The organism is Nesterenkonia rhizosphaerae (genome assembly GCF_039544555.1).
In the GTDB taxonomy this organism is placed as follows: Bacteria; Actinomycetota; Actinomycetes; order Actinomycetales; family Micrococcaceae; genus Nesterenkonia; species Nesterenkonia rhizosphaerae.
In genome coordinates this window covers 111,724-128,867 of the sequence record NZ_BAABLW010000005.1, presented here as the reverse complement: position 1 = coordinate 128,867, position 17,144 = coordinate 111,724, and the positions used below count along the sequence as shown (strand labels likewise).

The 17,144-nt window shown below is 63.8% G+C and carries 17 protein-coding genes and 1 tRNA gene; 5 read left to right on the top strand and 13 right to left on the bottom strand.

Annotated features, from left to right (window positions below):
• Positions 1–11: 11 nt before the first annotated feature.
• The 5 genes from ABEA23_RS04895 to ABEA23_RS04875 form a co-directional block, all read right to left on the bottom strand.
• Entirely contained in the window at positions 12–617 is a 606-nt protein-coding gene (locus ABEA23_RS04895) for a 50S ribosomal protein L25/general stress protein Ctc (RefSeq protein WP_345476951.1), read from the bottom strand.
• Between the two features lie 86 nt (positions 618–703).
• Complete coding sequence (locus ABEA23_RS04890; protein ID WP_044496210.1) at positions 704–1,684, bottom strand: ribose-phosphate diphosphokinase; 981 nt, start codon at positions 1,682–1,684, stop codon at positions 704–706.
• A gap of 32 nt (positions 1,685–1,716) precedes the next feature.
• On the bottom strand, positions 1,717–3,210 hold the full coding sequence (gene glmU, locus ABEA23_RS04885) for a bifunctional UDP-N-acetylglucosamine diphosphorylase/glucosamine-1-phosphate N-acetyltransferase GlmU (RefSeq protein ID WP_345476950.1): 1,494 nt from the start codon (positions 3,208–3,210) through the stop codon (positions 1,717–1,719).
• A gap of 65 nt (positions 3,211–3,275) precedes the next feature.
• Positions 3,276–3,347, bottom strand: a tRNA-Gln gene (locus ABEA23_RS04880).
• 66 nt (positions 3,348–3,413) lie between these two features.
• Positions 3,414–4,019 carry a helix-turn-helix domain-containing protein gene (locus ABEA23_RS04875; protein ID WP_345476949.1) on the bottom strand — a complete coding sequence of 202 codons (606 nt, stop codon included), beginning with the start codon at positions 4,017–4,019 and terminating at the stop codon, positions 3,414–3,416.
• Between the two features lie 211 nt (positions 4,020–4,230).
• Here ABEA23_RS04875 and ABEA23_RS04870 point away from each other — a divergent pair, with 211 nt between their 5' ends.
• The gene (locus ABEA23_RS04870) at positions 4,231–5,121 is read left to right on the top strand and encodes a hypothetical protein (protein WP_345476948.1); all 891 of its coding nucleotides are present in this window, start codon (positions 4,231–4,233) and stop codon (positions 5,119–5,121) included.
• Here ABEA23_RS04870 and ABEA23_RS04865 read toward each other — a convergent pair.
• Complete coding sequence (locus tag ABEA23_RS04865) at positions 5,118–6,182, bottom strand: serine/threonine-protein kinase (protein WP_345476947.1); 1,065 nt, start codon at positions 6,180–6,182, stop codon at positions 5,118–5,120. The two genes, ABEA23_RS04870 and ABEA23_RS04865, sit on opposite strands and share 4 nt — an antisense overlap.
• 64 nt (positions 6,183–6,246) lie before the next feature.
• On the opposite strand from ABEA23_RS04865, the gene ABEA23_RS04860 reads away from it, so the two are divergent.
• Positions 6,247–7,173 carry a metallophosphoesterase gene (locus tag ABEA23_RS04860; protein ID WP_345476946.1) on the top strand — a complete coding sequence of 309 codons (927 nt, stop codon included), beginning with the start codon at positions 6,247–6,249 and terminating at the stop codon, positions 7,171–7,173.
• Position 7,174: 1 nt separating this feature from the next.
• Here ABEA23_RS04860 and ABEA23_RS04855 read toward each other — a convergent pair whose 3' ends face one another.
• Together ABEA23_RS04855 and ABEA23_RS04850 are read right to left on the bottom strand one after the other, a co-directional pair.
• The gene (locus ABEA23_RS04855; protein ID WP_345476945.1) at positions 7,175–8,389 is read right to left on the bottom strand and encodes a ferrochelatase; all 1,215 of its coding nucleotides are present in this window, start codon (positions 8,387–8,389) and stop codon (positions 7,175–7,177) included.
• A gap of 185 nt (positions 8,390–8,574) precedes the next feature.
• On the bottom strand, positions 8,575–10,542 hold the full coding sequence (locus ABEA23_RS04850; protein WP_345476944.1) for an ABC-F family ATP-binding cassette domain-containing protein: 1,968 nt from the start codon (positions 10,540–10,542) through the stop codon (positions 8,575–8,577).
• 251 nt (positions 10,543–10,793) lie between these two features.
• Between ABEA23_RS04850 and ABEA23_RS04845 the strand changes: the two genes are divergently transcribed.
• Positions 10,794–11,336 carry a GNAT family N-acetyltransferase gene (locus tag ABEA23_RS04845; protein ID WP_345476943.1) on the top strand — a complete coding sequence of 181 codons (543 nt, stop codon included), beginning with the start codon at positions 10,794–10,796 and terminating at the stop codon, positions 11,334–11,336.
• 141 nt (positions 11,337–11,477) lie between these two features.
• Here ABEA23_RS04845 and ABEA23_RS04840 read toward each other — a convergent pair whose 3' ends face one another.
• Together ABEA23_RS04840 and ABEA23_RS04835 are read right to left on the bottom strand one after the other, a co-directional pair.
• Positions 11,478–11,969: an NUDIX hydrolase gene (locus tag ABEA23_RS04840; RefSeq protein WP_345476942.1), complete on the bottom strand. Its 492-nt coding sequence runs from the start codon at positions 11,967–11,969 to the stop codon at positions 11,478–11,480.
• 74 nt (positions 11,970–12,043) lie between these two features.
• Positions 12,044–12,433, bottom strand: a complete 390-nt coding sequence (locus tag ABEA23_RS04835; RefSeq protein WP_345476941.1) for a hypothetical protein — start codon at positions 12,431–12,433, stop codon at positions 12,044–12,046.
• A 38-nt stretch (positions 12,434–12,471) separates the two neighbouring features.
• Between ABEA23_RS04835 and ABEA23_RS04830 the strand changes: the two genes are divergently transcribed.
• On the top strand, positions 12,472–13,128 hold the full coding sequence (locus ABEA23_RS04830) for an MBL fold metallo-hydrolase (RefSeq protein ID WP_345476940.1): 657 nt from the start codon (positions 12,472–12,474) through the stop codon (positions 13,126–13,128).
• A gap of 165 nt (positions 13,129–13,293) precedes the next feature.
• Positions 13,294–14,055, top strand: coding sequence for a sulfite exporter TauE/SafE family protein (locus ABEA23_RS04825; RefSeq protein ID WP_345476939.1), 762 nt, complete (start codon positions 13,294–13,296; stop codon positions 14,053–14,055).
• Positions 14,056–14,070: 15 nt separating this feature from the next.
• On the opposite strand, the gene ABEA23_RS04820 is transcribed toward ABEA23_RS04825, so the two are convergent.
• The 3 genes from ABEA23_RS04820 to ABEA23_RS04810 all read right to left on the bottom strand — a co-directional run bounded on the left by ABEA23_RS04820 (position 14,071) and on the right by ABEA23_RS04810 (position 17,096).
• A complete protein-coding gene (locus ABEA23_RS04820) occupies positions 14,071–15,108 on the bottom strand; it encodes a 4-(cytidine 5'-diphospho)-2-C-methyl-D-erythritol kinase (protein WP_345476938.1) in 1,038 nt (345 codons plus the stop codon).
• A gap of 87 nt (positions 15,109–15,195) precedes the next feature.
• Entirely contained in the window at positions 15,196–16,191 is a 996-nt protein-coding gene (gene rsmA, locus ABEA23_RS04815; RefSeq protein ID WP_345477081.1) for a 16S rRNA (adenine(1518)-N(6)/adenine(1519)-N(6))-dimethyltransferase RsmA, read from the bottom strand.
• A 5-nt stretch (positions 16,192–16,196) separates the two neighbouring features.
• Positions 16,197–17,096 carry a TatD family hydrolase gene (locus ABEA23_RS04810; protein WP_425577122.1) on the bottom strand — a complete coding sequence of 300 codons (900 nt, stop codon included), beginning with the start codon at positions 17,094–17,096 and terminating at the stop codon, positions 16,197–16,199.
• Between the last annotated feature and the right edge of the window lie 48 nt (positions 17,097–17,144).

The following is a 17,144-nucleotide window of genomic DNA, read 5'->3' as shown; positions in this document are numbered from 1 at the left end:
AGCTGAGGCGACTACTCGGCGGAGCCGCCCTCTGCAGCAGCTTCTTCCTCAGTTGCCTCGGCATCGGACTCAACGTCCTGGTCCTGGGGCTCGGTGATGGTCACCACCGGGGACTCCAGGTCAGTCAGTGCCAGCTCGGTGCCCTGGGGCAGGGTGAGGTGCTCGGGCAGAACGTTCTCTTCGCGACCGGTGATGTCCACGGTGACGGACTCGGGCAGGTTCAGGGCGTCGGCCTCGACAGCCACAGTGGGCTGATCCAGGAAGTACTCCATGCCCTGAGCGGGCTCACCGGTGACCTCAACAGGGACCTCGACGACGATCTTCTCGCCCTTACGCACGGCGAGCAGGTCCAGATGCTCCACGAAACGCTTGATGGGGTCGCGCTGGATGTCCTTGGGGATGACAGTCTGTTTGTCGCCCTCGATGTCCAGGGTGATCAGCGCGTTGGGGTTACGCACTGCAAGCATGGTCTCGTGACCGGGCAGCAGGACGTGGCGGGGCTCGTCGCCGTGGCCGTAGATGACAGCGGGGACTTTGTCCGCGCGGCGGGCCTGGCGTGCAGCGCCCTTGCCGAACTCGGTGCGGACCTCGGCGGAGATGACAATCTTGTCAGCCATAATGTTCCTTCATTCGTCGATAACGGAGCCTGTGGGGGTCCCCACTACTCCCTCGCCTTTTGGCACAGCTAGCTAGCTTAGCGCAGTTAGGCGTGGCCGTCGAACAGGGAAGTCACCGAACCGTCGGTGAAGACTTCCTTGATCGCGCGGGCCACAATCGGCGCGATAGACAGCACCGTGAGGTTCTCGAAGCGCTTCTCCTCCGGGATCGGCAGCGTATTGGTCACTACCACCTCCCGTGCGCCCGAATTGGCCAACCGCTCTGCCGCCGGACCGGAGAACACCGGATGGGTGGCGGCGATGATGACGTCCTTTGCTCCGGCGTCTTTGAGAATTTTCACCGCTCCAGCGATGGTGCCGCCGGTGTCGATCATGTCGTCGATCAGCACACAGGTGCGGCCCTCGATCTCGCCGACGACCTGCTTGGACTCAGCCTTATTGGGCTGGGTGAGATCCCGAGTCTTATGCACGAAGGCCAGCGGTGCACCGCCGAGGCGCTCAGCCCAGCGCTCAGCCACCCGCACACGCCCGGTATCAGGCGAAACCACCGTGACCTCGTCATCAGCCACGGTGCCGCGGATGTAGTCGGCCAGCAGCGGGATAGCGAAGAGGTGATCAACAGGGCCGTCGAAGAAGCCCTGGATCTGGTCGGTGTGCAGATCCACGCTCATGATGCGGTCAGCACCGGAGGCCTTGTAAAGATCTGCCACTAGGCGCGCGGAGATCGGCTCACGCCCCCGGCCCTTCTTGTCCTGGCGTGCATAGGGGTAGAACGGGGAGACCACGGTGATCCGCTTGGCAGAGGCGCGCTTCATGGAGTCGATCATGATGAGCTGTTCCATGAGCCAGTTGTTCAGTGGGAATGGGTGGGACTGCAGCAGAAAGACGTCCTTACCGCGCACCGATTCCGAGGAGCGCACGTAGATCTCGCCGTTTGCGAAGTCATAGGCGCTAATAGGCAGCAGCTCGGTCCCCAGCTCCTTGGCGATCTCATCGGCCAGCTCGGGATGTGCCCGGCCCGATGCGATGACGAGAGTCTTTTCAGTGCCCAGCCTGATTTCGTCCATGTGTCCTTCAGTCCTCTTTGCCCTGGTGGGCTTTAGTTGTCACCGTTAGTGGTGTTGTCGCCATCGTGCTGTGTTGCCTGTTCTGCTGCTTCAGCGGCTGCCGAGCCCGGGCGCTTATTCTGCACCCAACCTTCAGCATTGCGCTGCGGGGCCACCGAGAGCGCCAGGGCTCCGGGCGGCACGTCTTTTCGGACCACTGCCCCGGCCCCAGTGTAGGCACCGTCGCCGACTTCCACCGGTGCCACGAAGACGGTGTTGGAGCTGGTGCGCACATGGGAGCCGATCACCGTGCGGTGCTTGTTCTCGCCGTCGTAGTTAGCGGTGATATTGCCGCAACCGATATTGGTGTATTCGCCGATCTCAGCATCCCCGGCGTATCCGAGGTGGCTGAGCTTGGATCCGCGACCAATGGTCACGTTCTTGGTCTCGTAGAAGGCACCGATCTTGCCCGCCTCACCCAGGACGGTCCCTGGGCGCAGGTAGGTGAAGGGTCCGACGACGCCACCGGCACCGATCACTGCCCCGCTACCGTGAGTCCGGGTCACCTTCGCACCCTCGCCGACGATGACATCGGCGAGCGTGGTGTCAGGACCCACTACGGCGTCGCGGGCAATATGCGTCTTTCCGTGCAGCTGAGTGCCGGGCAGCAGTGTGGTGTCCTCTTCCAGCGTGACGGTGGTGTCAATCCACGTGGTGGACGGGTCGATCACCGTGGTGCCAGCACGCATGGCTGCTTCCACAGTGCGTCGATTGAGCTCTGCGGAAAGGGCCTGCAGCTGCACCCGGTCATTGGCGCCTTCCACCTGCCAGCGATCTTCGGTGACCAGGGCTGCGACTCTCCCGCCCTCAGCACGGGCAAGACCGAGCACATCGGTGAGGTACTTCTCCCCCTGGGCGTTATCAGTGGTGATCCGGGACAGTGCCCGGGTGAGCACCGCGGCGTCGAAGGCGTAGATGCCGGAGTTGATCTCGCGGATCTGGCGCTGCTGTTCGGTGGCGTCCTTATGTTCCACGATGCCGGTGACGGTATCGCCTTCACGAAGGATGCGTCCGTAGCCTGCAGCGTCCTCCAGAACAGTGGTGAGCACCGTGACGGCATTGCCTTCTGCCTCGTGCTGGGCCACCAGCTCTGACAGCAGGTGCGGGCTCAGCAGCGGCACATCACCGTAGGTCACCACGACAGTGCCGGATTCCGCTGGGGCTCCGGCAGCGGCGAGGGCTTCCAAGCCGCATTCCACCGCGCGGCCGGTGCCGGGGATCTCATCCTGGTCGGCCAGCAGGGCGGCGTCGTCGTGATGAAGAATGTGTTCAGCGACGAGTTCGCGCTGGTGGCGCACCACGGCGACCAGCTGCTGCGGGTTCAGCGCCCGGGCGGTATTGAGCGCGTGCCCGATCATGGAGAGCCCGCCCACAGGGTGCAGGATCTTCGGTGTGCGAGATTTCATGCGGGTTCCCGCACCTGCTGCCAGGACAATGACGGCGGCGGGACGGGCGGCAGACTCAGACACGTACAGTGCACTCCTCATTAGGGGCCTAGTGTTGACCCATGATACGCAGGTGCTGGTGATCAGCAGCTCGCGCGGCAGGGCCGTTCCGCCACTAGGATTCGAACCTAGACTGCACAGCTCCAAAGGCTGGCGTGCTGCCGTTACACCATGGCGGACCGCGTCAAAAAAGACGCCGGTACATCTTCGCATGTATGACCGCACATGTTCATCTTGGCGCTCCGTCAGAAGAGATCTTTGTGCTTGGCGTAGTGCTCGTGGGCCTGTGGCAGCGGCCCCGTGCCGTAGAGACGCAGCAGTTCCGCCAGCCGCGGATACTGGCTCTGGAGACCCTCAGCTGCCTCGCGAAGCTCACTGCCGGAGGCCACCGCTCGCAGCAGGTTCCTGACCCCCTGAACGACGACGGCGTCCTGGGCCGCCGCAGCTGCTTCGGACTCTGCAGGGGTTGAATAGGCCCCGGCGAGCCGTTCGGAGGGCTGTGCTGCTGCCTGCCCCGCGGTCTGAGCAGCAACTCGCTGGGTCAGCGTTCCGGTGGCTGTCCGGATCTCTTCCAGCTGGACACTGACCTGCTCCGGCGTCACAGTGCCAGTGTGCAGCGCCGCAGCTAGGTCATTGAGTCGCTGCACACGATGCAGCACCGCGGGGTTGCCGATCTTGACCCGCTGCGCACTGTTGAGCTGGGAGAGCATCGGCGCTGAAATTCCCAGCACTTTGGCCAGAGCTGATTGGTTGATGCCGAAGGACTGCTTGAGCCGATCGAAGATGTCCCGCAGCGGCTCTCCATAGGCGGCGCGTTGAGCGTCCAGATTCGCCTGAGTACTTTCGCTCACTGGGCCTCCTGTGCAGTGTCTTCGCTTTTGTGAATCCTAACGGATGCCGTGGAATCCGGCGAGCACAGGGCTTTATCGGGTTTATCTGATTGAGACATACTTTTCTATCGCAAACCCTTGTGTTGCGATTGCAAACTTCTGTACGCTCGCCACAGATGCCCCCCCTCGGAGCATCAACTACCTATTCCGGACTATACGTAAGGAGACCACGATGAAGACCACCACTACTGCTATCGCAGTCCTGACCACCGGCCTGGTATTGGGCATTCCTGCCGCCAGCAGCGCAACTGCACTGGCCACCGAAGAGCCTGCGCCAGCGAGCCTTGCTGCGGATGTACTGCTGCAGAGCTCCTCCCCGGACTACCCGGCACCGACGTCGGAGAATCTGAGCAGCGCTGCTGAAGGCGGAATCAGCCTCGGCGAAGGAGCCGGTGAGATTCCGGCAGATTTCCTGCTGACCGCTTGGCTGGAGCCCGAGCACAGCGACTATGAGAGCGGAGAGATCATCGATATCTGGCTGGTTCCCACCGACGGCGGGGCGCCGAGCCATGTAGGGCGCGGACCCGCTGAGTACACGGAGATCCAGCCGATCTATACGGGTTCAGATGACACCGTCATCCGGCACACAGTGGACCTCACCATACCCGGAGAGCTCTACCCCGACGGCGCCGAAGCCGGCACTCTGGCTCTGACGGCGATGAACCAGACCGGAGAGGTACTGGCCTGGACTGACGCCTACCAACTGGCGCCCAGCGGGACCACCGCTCCGGAGGAACCTGCGGATATTGTCACACCCATCCCGAGTACCGAACCGCCAGAAACAGCTGAGCCTGCACCGGCTCCACCACGCGTGGAGCCCGATGCGGAGCCTACTGAGAACGCGCCTGCGGTGACGCCTACTCCGTCCGCCTCGGCCACTGCCGCAGGGCTGCCCGTTCCGGGTACGTCTTCGGCCACCAGCCGTGTGTCAGCTCAGGAGGAGTTGGCGCAGACCGGCGTGCAGCAGGTGGCCATCGCTGCTGGTGCCCTGTTACTGCTGAGCGCGGGAATCGTGACAGCGCTGGTAGCCCGCCGTCGTCACCGCAGTGAGAGCCGGTTCTAATTCACATACAGCCACAGGGCGGCAGCCAGCATGAGCATGCCGATCCCTGCCAACACCAGCCCAGCGGCACCCGAGGGTCTGCGCTGAGCCGGTGGAGGCTCGGCCAGCTCTTGCTGTGCCAGGGTTTCCACCGGCTCAGGTGCTGAGAGTCCCGCGGGCGCGGCCAGCGGTCCATTCTCACCCCATCCCGGTGGCAGTGGAGCAAGATGGTCAAAGACCTCCACCTCCGCCAGGATGTCCGCGGCTGAGAGCTCAGAGTTCAGCAGCCCAGAGTCCAACAGCCCAGTCTGCTGCAGTGCGTGCCGGGCTTCTGCGGCGCTGCTGAATCTGTCGAGTATCCGCGGACTGCTGAGCTTGGCCAGCACAGCCAGGAGCTCCGGAGCAATCGGTTCTGCGCGTTCAGCCTGCGCCAGGGCAGCGCTCATGTCAGCCCTCGGCTCAGGGCGAAGCCCGGTCAGCATCTCCACTGCGCATACTCCCGCCGAGTAGAGATCGGCACTGGCGTCGGGCTGCCAGCCGAACTCTAAGCACTCCGGAGCGGTGTAACCGGGGGTGCCCATGGTGAACGGCCCCTGAGTCAACCGGGGTGCGTCGGCACCCGCGGCCAGCCCAAAGTCCCCGAGCCAGAGGTGCGGGAGGCGCTGTCCTGTGGCATCGAGCAGCAAGTTGGCGGGGGTGACATCGCGGTGAACAACTCCGCCACGGTGCACAGCGTCAAGCGCATCCAGCAGCTGGTCCAGCAGCAGCACTACCAGCGGCTGCGGCAATGGGCCGAAGTCGCTGATGAGGGTAGCGACGGATCCACCGCGGACTATCGGCATAGTGAACAGGACTTTGTCATCGGCTCCCGCCCAGCCGGTAGGTGCCAGCACATGCGGGTGATCTAGACGCAGACTCTGTTCACGCATGAATCGCAGCAGGCTTGACGCATCCGTTTGTCGCAAGACTTTGGCCGCACAGTATCTGCGCTCCTGGTGATCCCAGGCGCGCCAAACGACGCCGGCTCCGCCCTCCCCCAGGGGGTCTACCAGCTCGTATCGGCCTGCGAAGATATCTCCCACCAATCTCCAGCCTAAGCCAGAGATATGTCACGTGTTGTTCACCAGGCTCTGGCAAGGTGCTGATATGGCCTCCTCAACACTGCGTCAACCGAAGTACCGGATCCTGCACCTCACCGACACCCATCTGCTGGGTGATCCCTCAGCACGGCATAACGGAGTCGACACCTATAGGAACTTAGAGCGCACTCTGGAGCGTATCGAGCACCTGGACTTCGACCTCATCGCGCTCACCGGAGATCTCTCCGAGGATGGCAGTGCGGCCTCATATCGGCGGCTTCGGGAGCTTGTGGAACCCTGGGCCGAACAGCGCGGGGCACGAACCGCTTATGTCATGGGCAACCACGACCAGCGCGAGGGGTTCACCCAGGTTCTGGGTGACCTGCGCAGAGCGGACGACGGCGCCACCACCTCGCAGCAGGATTCGGCCGCCCTCTCCCCGAGGTCTTCGGTCACCTTCCTCGACGGACTGCGGATAGTAGTACTGGACACCTCGGTGCCAGGCGCAGGATACGGCGAGCTCGGCCCGCAGCAGTTGCAGTGGCTCCACGAGCAGCTGAGCGACCCTGCTGAGGACGGCACGGTGCTCCTGATGCATCATCCACCCATCCCGGCACAGACCGTGTTGCTGCAGGCCCTGTCCCTGCAGAATCCGCAGAGCCTGGCTGAGGTGCTGCAGAACAGCGATGTGCAGCTCATTCTCAGCGGTCACTATCACCATCACATTGCCGAGAATTGGATGATCGGCTCAGGAGAACGCCTCCCGGTGCTCGTCAGTGCAGCTGTCACCAACCTCGTGGAACCACTGGGAAACCCCACCACCGAGGACATCCGCTCAGGTGCCGGTGGCACGGTGGTCGAACTCTACGAGGACCGAACCCACCGAGCGCTGCCTTTCCACGTCCCGCTTCCCTCGACCGGTGACGTGCTGGCACATCTGGATGCGGACACGGTCCAGCGCATCATCGCTGAAGCTGGCCCTGCTGGCGATTAGATCAAGGCCGCACGCCCGCCGCGGCCGGCTTGAAACCTGCCCGAATGTTCTCGCAGCACCCTGGGCGGCACACATCGAACCACGGTCCCAGTGCGGTGAGATGTTCGCGCTTCTCGGGCGCCACTGCGTCCATGCGTTCTTGAATGAGATCGACGACGCCGCGCACAAACGCCGGATGCACCCCCGGCGTGGCGGTGCGAATGGCACGCAGCCCGGCCTCTTCGGCGGCTTCCATCGCCTCTTCATCCAGATCCCACATCACTTCCATGTGGTCGCTGAGGAAGCCCAGCGGAACGATCACCACTGCCTGTGCGGATTCCTGCGGCAACTGGGAGATCCGGTCACAGACATCCGGCTCGAGCCAGGGCTGGCTGGCCGGGCCGGAGCGGGATTGATAGACCACTTCCCAGCCGGGCAGGGCGCCGTCGCTGATCAGTCCATCTGTCTGCAGCCGCTGCATAATATGCTCGGCCACCGCCTCATGCTGTGCCGCATAGGCACCTCCGGGACCGAAGTCCTGATCCCGGGGGCCCGAGCGTCGGGCATCATCAGTGGGGATGCTGTGTGTGGAGAAGAGCACGCGAATGCTGCCGGCGGGGATGCCCTCCTCGGTGAGCTGTTGCAGCGCCTGGCCCACTGATTCCACGAAAGGCTCCACGAATCCGGGGGCGTCGAAGAACTGCCGGATTTTATCTATCCGCACAGTGGATGCCAGATCTGTGCTGACCAGCGCTCGGGCGAAATCCTCACGGTACTGACGACAGCTTGAATACGAGCTGTATGCACTGGTGGCCAGTCCCAGCAGTCGGGTGTGACCAGCTGCCGCAGCTTCGTTGACCGTGTCCTCCAAGTAGGGTGCCCAGTTGCGGTTCCCCCAATAGATCGGAACGTCAATGCCACGGCGTGTGAGCTCATCCTCAATGGCCTGGCGCAGCTGGCGATTGTGCTCATTAATCGGGCTCACCCCACCAAAATGCCGGTAGTGGTGGGCCACTTCCTCAAGCCGCTCGTCCGGTATCCCGCGGCCACGAGTGACATTGCGCAGGAAGGGGATCACATCCTCTTGTCCCTCTGGTCCGCCGAAACCGGCCAGCAGAATCGCATCATAGGCCGTGGGCGCCTGGGCATAGGGAGCACCTGAGGCTGAGGCCTCGGTGGCGAAAGGTACGACGTCGGTGGGTTCATCCTGGTTGGCCTCTGAGCTGAGCGAGGACATGCAGTCTCCTGATGCTGGGTCGGAAGCGGACGGCGAACACCGCCGCTTTAGTTAGTCTACCTAACTATTCGAGCAGCTCACTACTTCTCAGTTCCCGAGACTTAGTTCAAACGTGGCTCAGCCCGGACACCGCCACTTCAGCCCTCTGCCGGTTCAGCCCTCTGCCGGTTCAGGACTCTGCCGGTTCAGGACTCAGCGATATCGCTGGCCTCCAGCCAGGCCTCCTCGGACTCGGCCAGCTCCGCCTCTGCGGCGCTCAGCTCAGCCTGCAGTGCACTGAGCTTCTCCAGATCCATGGCTTCGGAGGCAACGGCCATCTGCTGGTGAAGCCCGGCCACCTGATCGGAGAGCTTCTCCATCTGCTTCTCCACCCGCTGCATGGTCTTACGAGCCTGCCGCTTATCGGCCTCCGAGTAGGCGGAGGCCTGCCCTGCAGGAGGTGCTCCCGCTGCAGGAGTGCCCGCCGTCGTCGTCGGCTTGGTACTGGCTGCGCTGACTGAGCCTGGCACCGCGGTGGCCGCTGCACTGGACTGGCCGCGGTAGGTATCGCGAAGTCCGGGTGCCGGTTCCTTGCCCTCACGGATGCGCAGGTACTGCTCAACTCCCCCGGGCAGGGCGCGGATTTTGCCGTCTCCCAACAGTGCCACCTGATGATCAGTCACACGCTCCAGCAGGTAGCGGTCGTGGCTGACCACAATGAGGGTCCCGGGCCATCCGTCGAGAAGGTCCTCCATGGCGGCCAAGGTGTCAGTGTCGAGGTCATTAGTGGGCTCATCGAGCATCAGCACATTGGGCTCACCGGTCAGCAGCTTCAGCAGCTGCAGTCTGCGCCGCTCACCGCCGGAGAGATCCCCCACCGGCGTCCACTGACGCGCCCGGCTGAAACCCAGGGTCTCCAGCAGCTGTGCCCCGGAGAGCTCCTTGCCCCCAACGTCAAAGACGTTCTTGTCCTCGGTCATCACGTCATGAACGCGCATCCCGGCCCGTTCACGCAGCTCCTCCACCTCCTGGGTGAGGATCGCGGTTTTGACCGTCTTGCCGCGCTTGACCCGGCCGGCGTCCGGTTCAATCACGCCATCGAGCAGGCGCAGCAGTGTGGACTTGCCAGCGCCGTTAACCCCGACGACGCCGACCCGCTCCCCCGGGCCCAGCCGGAAAGTGACGTCTTCGAAGATCCGGTGGTCGACGTCGCCCGCTCCCCCAGTGTCAGCGGCCGGCTTGGTCACCGTGTAGCTGAGGTTCTCCAGGTCCAGCACGTCCTTGCCGAGCCGGGCGGTGGCCATCTTCTTCAGCTGCACCTCATCGCGGTGCTGCGGGACGTCGTCGATCAGCGCATTTGCGGCATCCACGCGGAACTTGGCTTTGGTGGTGCGGGCTGGTGCGCCGCGACGCAGCCAGGCAAGCTCTTTTTTCACCAGCTGCTGGCGCTTCTGCTCCTCCACTGCCGCGGCGCGGTCGCGCTCGGCCCTCGCCAGCGTGTAGGCCGCATAGCCGCCTTCAAAATGATCCACGGTCGCATCGTGAACCTCCCAGGTCAGGGTGCAGACCTCGTCCAGGAACCAGCGGTCGTGGGTCACCACCAGGAAGGCGCCTTCATCCTTCCTCCAGCGGGTCTTCAGATGGTTGGCCAACCATGCCACGCCTTCGACATCGAGGTGGTTGGTGGGCTCATCAAGCATGATCACATCGTGATCAGCCATCAGCAGCTGGGCCAGGGCCACGCGCCGTCGCTGACCACCGGAGAGCGCCCCCACCGGCTGGTCCCAGCTGATGCCGCCTTCGCCGGTTCCGCCGTCGATGCCGGGCAGCAGGCCATCCACTACATCGCGCAGGCGCGGGTCCGAGGCCCACTCGTGATCAGGGAGATCCCCCACCACGGCTTGCCGGACAGTGTCAGCGTGGACCAGGATGTCCTGCTGGTCCAGGAATCCCACGGAGACGCCTCCCCGCCAGGTGACGCGGCCGTCGTCGGCCTCCATCTGCTTGGCCAGGATGCGCATCAGGGTGGATTTGCCGTCGCCATTGCGACCCACAATGCCAATGCGATCACCTGCGTCGATGCCCAGGGTGATGTTGTCCAAAACGGTGCGGGTGCCGAAGGTGATGGTCAGTCCCTCGGCGCCCATGAGGTGAAGCCCTTGCTGATTAGCCATAGGACATCAAGCCTACCGGGCGCGCTGCTGCTGGTGGACCGGGCGGCGGCACCGGGTGCGCGCGGATGTGCCGCTGGTGCGGGATGGAGACCGCGGTGCACCCGCCCCCGCACGGTGTGGACGATTTGCTGGGTGTCAGCGGCCTGGAAGCGCAGCAAATCGTCCACTCGAGATCCCATGGCGCGCAAAGCGCAACCGTCCCGACGGCGCTCTGCGGCATCGCCGCCGCACAGGCGGCCTACACTGTGCCAATGACACATGGACACCGCATCCAGGGCTCAGTAATTCTGCGTGAGCTGCTGCCCGAGGACGCAGAGCCCCTGGCTGCGGCCTACATCCGCAACCGATCACACCTGGCGCCCTGGGAACCGGCCCGTGATGATTTCTACTTCACTGCTGCTGGTCAGGCCGAGGATGTGGAGGCCAAGATCGCCGACTGTGAGGCCGGACGGTCACTGCCTTTGATACTGGAAGACGGCGAGCTGATCATCGGCCGGTTCAACATCACTGACATCGTGCGCGGCCCCTTCCTCAGCGGGCATCTGGGGTACTGGGTAGATCAGGCCTATACCGGGCGTGGGATTGCGACGGCGGCTACTCGCCAGGTCCTTTCAATGGCCGCCAATGACGGGCTCCATAGGCTTCAGGCCTCCGTGCTGGTCAATAATCAGGCCTCGCAGACAGTGCTGCGCACGGCGGGGTTCCAGAAGATCGGGCTGGCGGAGAAGTATCTGAAGATTGCTGGGCAGTGGCAGGATCACCTGTTGTTCCAGCGCTTGCTTGACCGGGACTAGGCCTGCGGTCCGCGCGTTTCTTCGCCCAGCAGGTTGAGTGGTCATTTCGTCCATTAAAACCGGCTAAAACCGTGCGAATAACGGACAAAGTGACCACTGGACTTGTGGTCGGGTCAGAAAAGCTGGGGCAGAGAAACTGGGTCAGAGCAGCTGAGCGTGCGCGAACCGACGCACACTCTCTGGGGTGTCCAGCTGATCGATCTGCTCGCGGGTGAACCAGCCGACGTCGCTGACCTCTGCTTCAGCGGCGGTCAGCGGGGCGTCGTCGTCGGCCTCGAGCCGGTACATCAGGTCCATGTGGATATGCTCCTCCGGATCCTTCGGCGAAGGGGGAATCCGCTGTGCCGCCATAGCGAAAGGCGTGGGCAGCTGCATCTCTTTCCTCCCGCCAGCGCCAAGGTCCAGAGTATGAGTTCCGGCATGCCGGGCCCGCACCCCGGTCTCCTCCCAGACCTCACGCAGCGCGGTATCACCGGGGAACTCATCAGGATCCACATGGCCTCCCGGGGGTAGCCACAGCGTCAGGCCGCGGTGGAAGATCATCAGCATTCTGCTGCCATCAGCGCTGACCACATATCCGGTGGCGGTGAACTGTTTCTTCAGCTCCGCGGCATCTTCAGTGAGTTCGCCCATCTGCTGGAGTCTATCGGCCTGGGCATCTCTGATGGGCACCGGGTTCAGCGCTGCCGGGGCAACAGGTGACGGGGTCAGTCCTCGCGGAGCTCCCGCCGGGCCTGCCCGATCACCCGGTCGCGGCGAAAGATGCGATCCAGATGCTCCAGCTGCGCCTGCACCTCACTTTGTCCGGAGGAGAACACTTCCAGAGTTTCCCGGTAGCGGTCTTCAAAGAGCTGCCATTCCTCTTTGCTCAGCTGCGGAGCCAGCTCACGGAGCTCCTCCACGGCGCGCTGGGCTTCTGCTCCCTGGACATGAGCCTCAGCGGTGACATCGGCCAGCAGCTGCAGCACAGCTGCTTGGTCCAGCACCGGCGCAGACTCTCCGCTGAGCCACTTCGGCAGGTGGGCGATCACCATCACCCCGCCCACCAGGAACAGCGCAGCGAAGACCAGACCAAAGACAATTGCGACCGCTTCCATCCCTCCACCCTAGCCTGCAGTTTCGTTAGGCTGGCCGCATGCGCATCACTCATCTGGGCCATTCATGTGTGCTGGTGGAGGCTGCCGGGGCACGAGTTCTCATCGATCCGGGAGCCTTCAGCACCGACTGGCACGGGGTGACCGACCTCGACGCAGTGCTGATCACCCACCAGCACCCCGACCATGTGGATCCCGACCACGCCCCGGCACTGCTGGAGGCCAACCCGCAGGCCCTGGTCTACACCGCCGACGACGTCGCCCATGCCGTCACACTCCCCGGTGCGGTGCCGCTGACCCCGGGTGAACAGATTCAGGTTGGAGGCCTGACAATAAACGCTGTCGGGGGTGACCATGCGGTGATCCACGCCGATATCCCGCGAATCCACAACCTGGGCTATGTGCTGCACGCCGAAGGTGAGCCGGTCTTTTTCCATCCCGGGGATTCGCTGCAGGCGGTGCCCGGTGACGCAGCCCCGACGGGTGTGGATGTGCTGGCGCTGCCGATCATGGGGCCCTGGGCTGCCATGAAGGAGCAGGTGGAGTTTGTACGCGCATTGGGTGTGCCAGAAGTCAGTATTCCGATTCACGATGAGCTGCTCTCGGATCGAGGACGTGAACTGTTGAACCGGCAGATCGGCAACCTCACCGGCACTGAGATCGTGTCTCTGCGCGGTGGCGGCACCCGAGAGTTCTAGCCCGTTGTCCCGCTGAGCTAGTGCCGCCCTTTGGGCGGCAAAGACGACGCTTTCTCATCCCTTCCCTGCACAGGCGTAAGGTAGGACCTTGGTGCCGCTTGGATCAGGCGTTGGCCTGGGGTGATCCGGCGGCAAGGGTTCTATTGTTTCTGCGGTGAGGTGCTGATGTCTGAAGGTGTGCTGGTGGCTGTCATCATCATCGGAATGGTGGTGCTGGCTACCGCTCTTCAGCGGGTCACCGGTATGGGCTTCGCCATGATGCTGGCCCCTTTCCTGGTGGTCATGGTGGGCCCCCACAGTGGAGTCATGCTGGCGAATGTGCTCGGCGGAGTAGCACCGCTTCTGATGCTGCCGATGGTGTGGCGGTATATCGAATGGCGTCGTTTGCTCTGGATCGCCCCGGCCGCGGTGGCGGTCATGCCGCTCTTCGGGTGGATTGCGGCCATCATGCCGCAGGGCCCGCTCTACATTGTGGTGGCCAGTGCGGTGATCATCGGGCTGAGTATCTCCTTGCTGTTCAGCCGCAGCAGCTCTCAGATTGACGGTACCGGGACCCGGCTGCTCACCGGCGTCGGCGCCGGTGCAGGAGTGGTGCTTGCAGGAGTGGGCGGACCTGCCATGACGGTCTACGCAGTCATCAGCAGGTGGGGTGTGGTCTCGTTCGCCGCAACAATGCAGCCGCTGTGGGTGCTGCTCTCAGTCACGGGTTTGCTGACCAAAGTCACTTTCAGCGGCAGTGAATTTCCGCAGCTGCCAGTGTGGTTCTGGGTTGGTTCCTTGGCCGCGGTGATCGTGGGCCTGTTTATTGGCACAAAGATCCGCAATCGGGTCAGTGAACGTCTGGTTCGCCGAGTCGTCATTGCCCTGGCATTCCTGGGGGCGGTCCTGTCGCTGGCCACCGGTATCACCACCACCGTCACTGGCTAGAACCTCGGACGGACGTCAGAGCAGGCGGGCACCCAATGCGGGGCCGGTCACCGGGATCGCCCAGACATCGGTACGTTCCTCTAGTCCGGTGGCCAACTGTGCTGCAGCGGCGGCATCCCGAGCCAGGAACACCAGCGTCGGACCGGAACCAGAGACCATGCCCTGCAGCGCGCCTTCTGTCAGTCCAGCATCGAGCATGTCATCGAGGGCCGGAATCATGGAGACCGCAGGGGCCTGCAGGTCGTTAGCCATCAAGGTGGCAATCAGTTCGGCGTCCCCCGCGCTGACTGCGCGTACGAGATCCGCATCCAATTCAGGTGCCTCTGCTTCGATGCCGGCAGCCTCCCGCATGGAGTCCAGCTGCCGGTACACCTCCGGGGTGGACAGTCCGGCGGTGGCCGGGACTATGACAAGGTGAAGCTCCCCGTGAGTCAGCAGCGGAGAGAGCTCATCCCCCACGCCCTGGCCGACTGCGGCACCACCGAGGATAGCGAAGGGAACATCAGCCCCCAGTTCAGCACCGAGTTCAACCAGCTGTTCCTTGGACAGTCCGGCATCCCACAGCGCGGAGCAGGCCAAGAGTGCTGCGGCAGCGTCCGCGGATCCGCCGCCCATTCCTCCGGCAATGGGGACATTCTTGGTGATAGTCAGATCAACTCCGTACTGGGGCGGGCCCTGCAGGAGTTCACCGGTGGCGTCGCGGCGCGGGAAAGTCAGAGTCGACGCGTCGCGCTGGCGGAGAGTCTCGCGCAGCAACGCAGCAGCCTTATATGCGAGATTCCGTTCGTCCAACGGGATCTCCGCAGTAACGGTCTCCCCGGTGTCAGGATCAGTGTGTTCCACCCCGGTGAAAGCGGAACGCTCGGAGATGCTGATGGTGATGGCACCGTCTTCCCGCGGGGCTGCAGTGATCTCCTCGTACAGCGAGACCGCAAAGTACAGCGTGGCGACGTCGTGATAGCCGTCTTCACGCGGGGGCCCCACACGCAGGCTGAGATTCACTTTGCCCGGTGCCAGGGCGGTTACGTGACCGAAGAATTCGCTGTCTCGCATGTCATCCCACCCTAACGGTGGGCACTGACACGTTCGCCCGACGTCGCCGGCTCACCCGACGTTGCCAGCTCACCCGACGTTGCCAGTTCACGCGGCGTCGTCCTGCCGCTGGCGCAGCGCTGCGGCAATCCGGGCGAAGGCATGGACATCCAGGGTCTCCCCGCGAGCGGAGGGGTCAACGCCGGCCTCCTGCAGTGCCGCGGCGGCGGCATCCCCGGATCCCACCAGCCCTGCCAGTGCGGCGCGCAGGGTTTTGCGCCGCTGTGCGAAGGCAGCGTCCACCACCGCGAAGACCTCTTCGCGGGTCACTTGAGCGGATACCGGTTCGTGCCGGTCAAAGCGCACCAGTCCTGAGGAGATCCGCGGTTCGGGCCAGAAGACCCGTTTGCCGACCACACCGGCCTTGCGCATATGCGTATCCCAGGCAGCCTTGACGCTCGGCACACCATAGATCTTCGACCCGGGGGCAGCAGACATTCGGTCTGCCACTTCTTCCTGGACCATCACTAGGCCCTTACGCAGTGAAGGCAGGATCTGCAGCAGATGCAGCACCACAGGCACCGCTACGTTATAGGGCAGATTCGCCACCAGCACCTCCGGCGCCCCCAGGGAGACATCGGACTCACCGCTCATTGCGGTGGCATCGGCCCGGGAGCTCTCCCCGCCGATCACCCTCGCATTCAGTGATCCCTCCTGAAGCTTGAGCGCATCCTGCCTGATCACCGTCAGGTTCTGCGCCAGCTCCGGGCGCATGGCAGCCACAGTCTCGGGCAGCTGTGCGGCCAGTTTCGGATCGATCTCTACGGCGGTCACTTTGGCCGCTTCATCCAGCAGCCCCAGAGTCAGTGACCCCAGGCCGGGTCCGACCTCGAGCACATGTTCGGTGCCATCGAGTTCTGCCAAGCTCACAATCCGCCGGATGGTGTTGGGGTCGATCACAAAGTTCTGCCCCCACTGCTTGGTGGGGCGGATCCCCAGGCCGTCTGCAAGGTCCCGGATATGGGCTGCACTGAGCAGCTGCGGCAGCTGTGGCAGATCCCGCTTCTGACTTGGCCGGGTCTGGTCTGCGTCGTCGCGATTCATGGAGTTCATACCCACTGTCCGTAAGCCTGCTGGGTATTGAACATGACCTGCTGGCACAGGGCGGAGAGCTGCACGCTGCGAACCTCGGCCATCATCCGCATCGTCTGCGGGATCAGATAAGGCGCATTGGGCTGACCGCGGTAGGGGTGCGGGGTCAGGAACGGAGCATCAGTCTCCACCAGGATCAGCTGTGGATCCGCGATGCTCAGGGCCTCACGCAGTCCATCGGAGTTTTTGAAGGTCACGGTGCCGGCGAAACTCATGTACCAGCCGTTCTCATTGCAGATCCGGGCGAGCTGCTCGTCTCCGGAGAAACAGTGGAAGACCACGGAACGCGGCAGCTCTGGGGCGTCCTTCAGGATGGCGACGACATCCTCATGGGCATCACGGTCATGAATCTGCATGGCCAGTCCACGCTCGGCAGCAAGGGCGATGTGGTCACGGAAGCTGCGGTGCTGGGCCGGACGGCGGGATTCTCGGGTACGGAAGTAGTCCAGGCCGGTTTCGCCGATGGCCACCGTCTCAGGGTCCTGAGCGAGTTCAGCGATACGTGCGAAGGCGTCGTCGTATTCCCCCGCCTCGGCAAGAATGGGTGCGTCATTGGGGTGCAGGGCGACGGCGGCCTTGGCGCGCGGCTCCTGCTGAGCGGCGGTCACGGCGAATTCCGAGCTGGCGACGTCGTAGCCCACCAGCACCGCGCCAGTGACACCCACAGCTTCTGCAGAATCCAGATGCTCTTGGACGGTGACCCGGACCAGCCCATCGCGGAAGTCAAGGTGCGCGTGGTTATCGATCACTGGGACCGGCAGCGGCTCGGGGGCGGGGGGATATTCCAGGCGGCGCTTCTTACCGGATTTCTCCTCCGCCTGGCTGCGGCGGGGAGCCTCCTGACCGGATTCGCCCACGCCGTTGAGCGCAGCGCGCTCCGCCGGGGAGGCCGATTCGGATTGGGC

Excerpts from the sequence above, each read along its gene's own strand:
- ABEA23_RS04895 (WP_345476951.1), bottom strand. The coding sequence starts at position 617 with ATGGCTGACAAGATTGTCATCTCCGCCGAGGTCCGCACCGAGTTCGGC.
- ABEA23_RS04890 (WP_044496210.1), bottom strand. The coding sequence starts at position 1,684 with ATGGACGAAATCAGGCTGGGCACTGAAAAGACTCTCGTCATCGCATCG.
- glmU (WP_345476950.1), bottom strand. The coding sequence starts at position 3,210 with ATGAGGAGTGCACTGTACGTGTCTGAGTCTGCCGCCCGTCCCGCCGCC.
- ABEA23_RS04870 (WP_345476948.1), top strand. The coding sequence starts at position 4,231 with ATGAAGACCACCACTACTGCTATCGCAGTCCTGACCACCGGCCTGGTA.
- ABEA23_RS04860 (WP_345476946.1), top strand. The coding sequence starts at position 6,247 with ATGGCCTCCTCAACACTGCGTCAACCGAAGTACCGGATCCTGCACCTC.
- ABEA23_RS04855 (WP_345476945.1), bottom strand. The coding sequence starts at position 8,389 with ATGTCCTCGCTCAGCTCAGAGGCCAACCAGGATGAACCCACCGACGTC.
- ABEA23_RS04850 (WP_345476944.1), bottom strand. The coding sequence starts at position 10,542 with ATGGCTAATCAGCAAGGGCTTCACCTCATGGGCGCCGAGGGACTGACC.
- ABEA23_RS04845 (WP_345476943.1), top strand. The coding sequence starts at position 10,794 with ATGACACATGGACACCGCATCCAGGGCTCAGTAATTCTGCGTGAGCTG.
- ABEA23_RS04840 (WP_345476942.1), bottom strand. The coding sequence starts at position 11,969 with ATGGGCGAACTCACTGAAGATGCCGCGGAGCTGAAGAAACAGTTCACC.
- ABEA23_RS04835 (WP_345476941.1), bottom strand. The coding sequence starts at position 12,433 with ATGGAAGCGGTCGCAATTGTCTTTGGTCTGGTCTTCGCTGCGCTGTTC.
- ABEA23_RS04830 (WP_345476940.1), top strand. The coding sequence starts at position 12,472 with ATGCGCATCACTCATCTGGGCCATTCATGTGTGCTGGTGGAGGCTGCC.
- ABEA23_RS04825 (WP_345476939.1), top strand. The coding sequence starts at position 13,294 with ATGTCTGAAGGTGTGCTGGTGGCTGTCATCATCATCGGAATGGTGGTG.
- ABEA23_RS04820 (WP_345476938.1), bottom strand. The coding sequence starts at position 15,108 with ATGCGAGACAGCGAATTCTTCGGTCACGTAACCGCCCTGGCACCGGGC.
- rsmA (WP_345477081.1), bottom strand. The coding sequence starts at position 16,191 with ATGAATCGCGACGACGCAGACCAGACCCGGCCAAGTCAGAAGCGGGAT.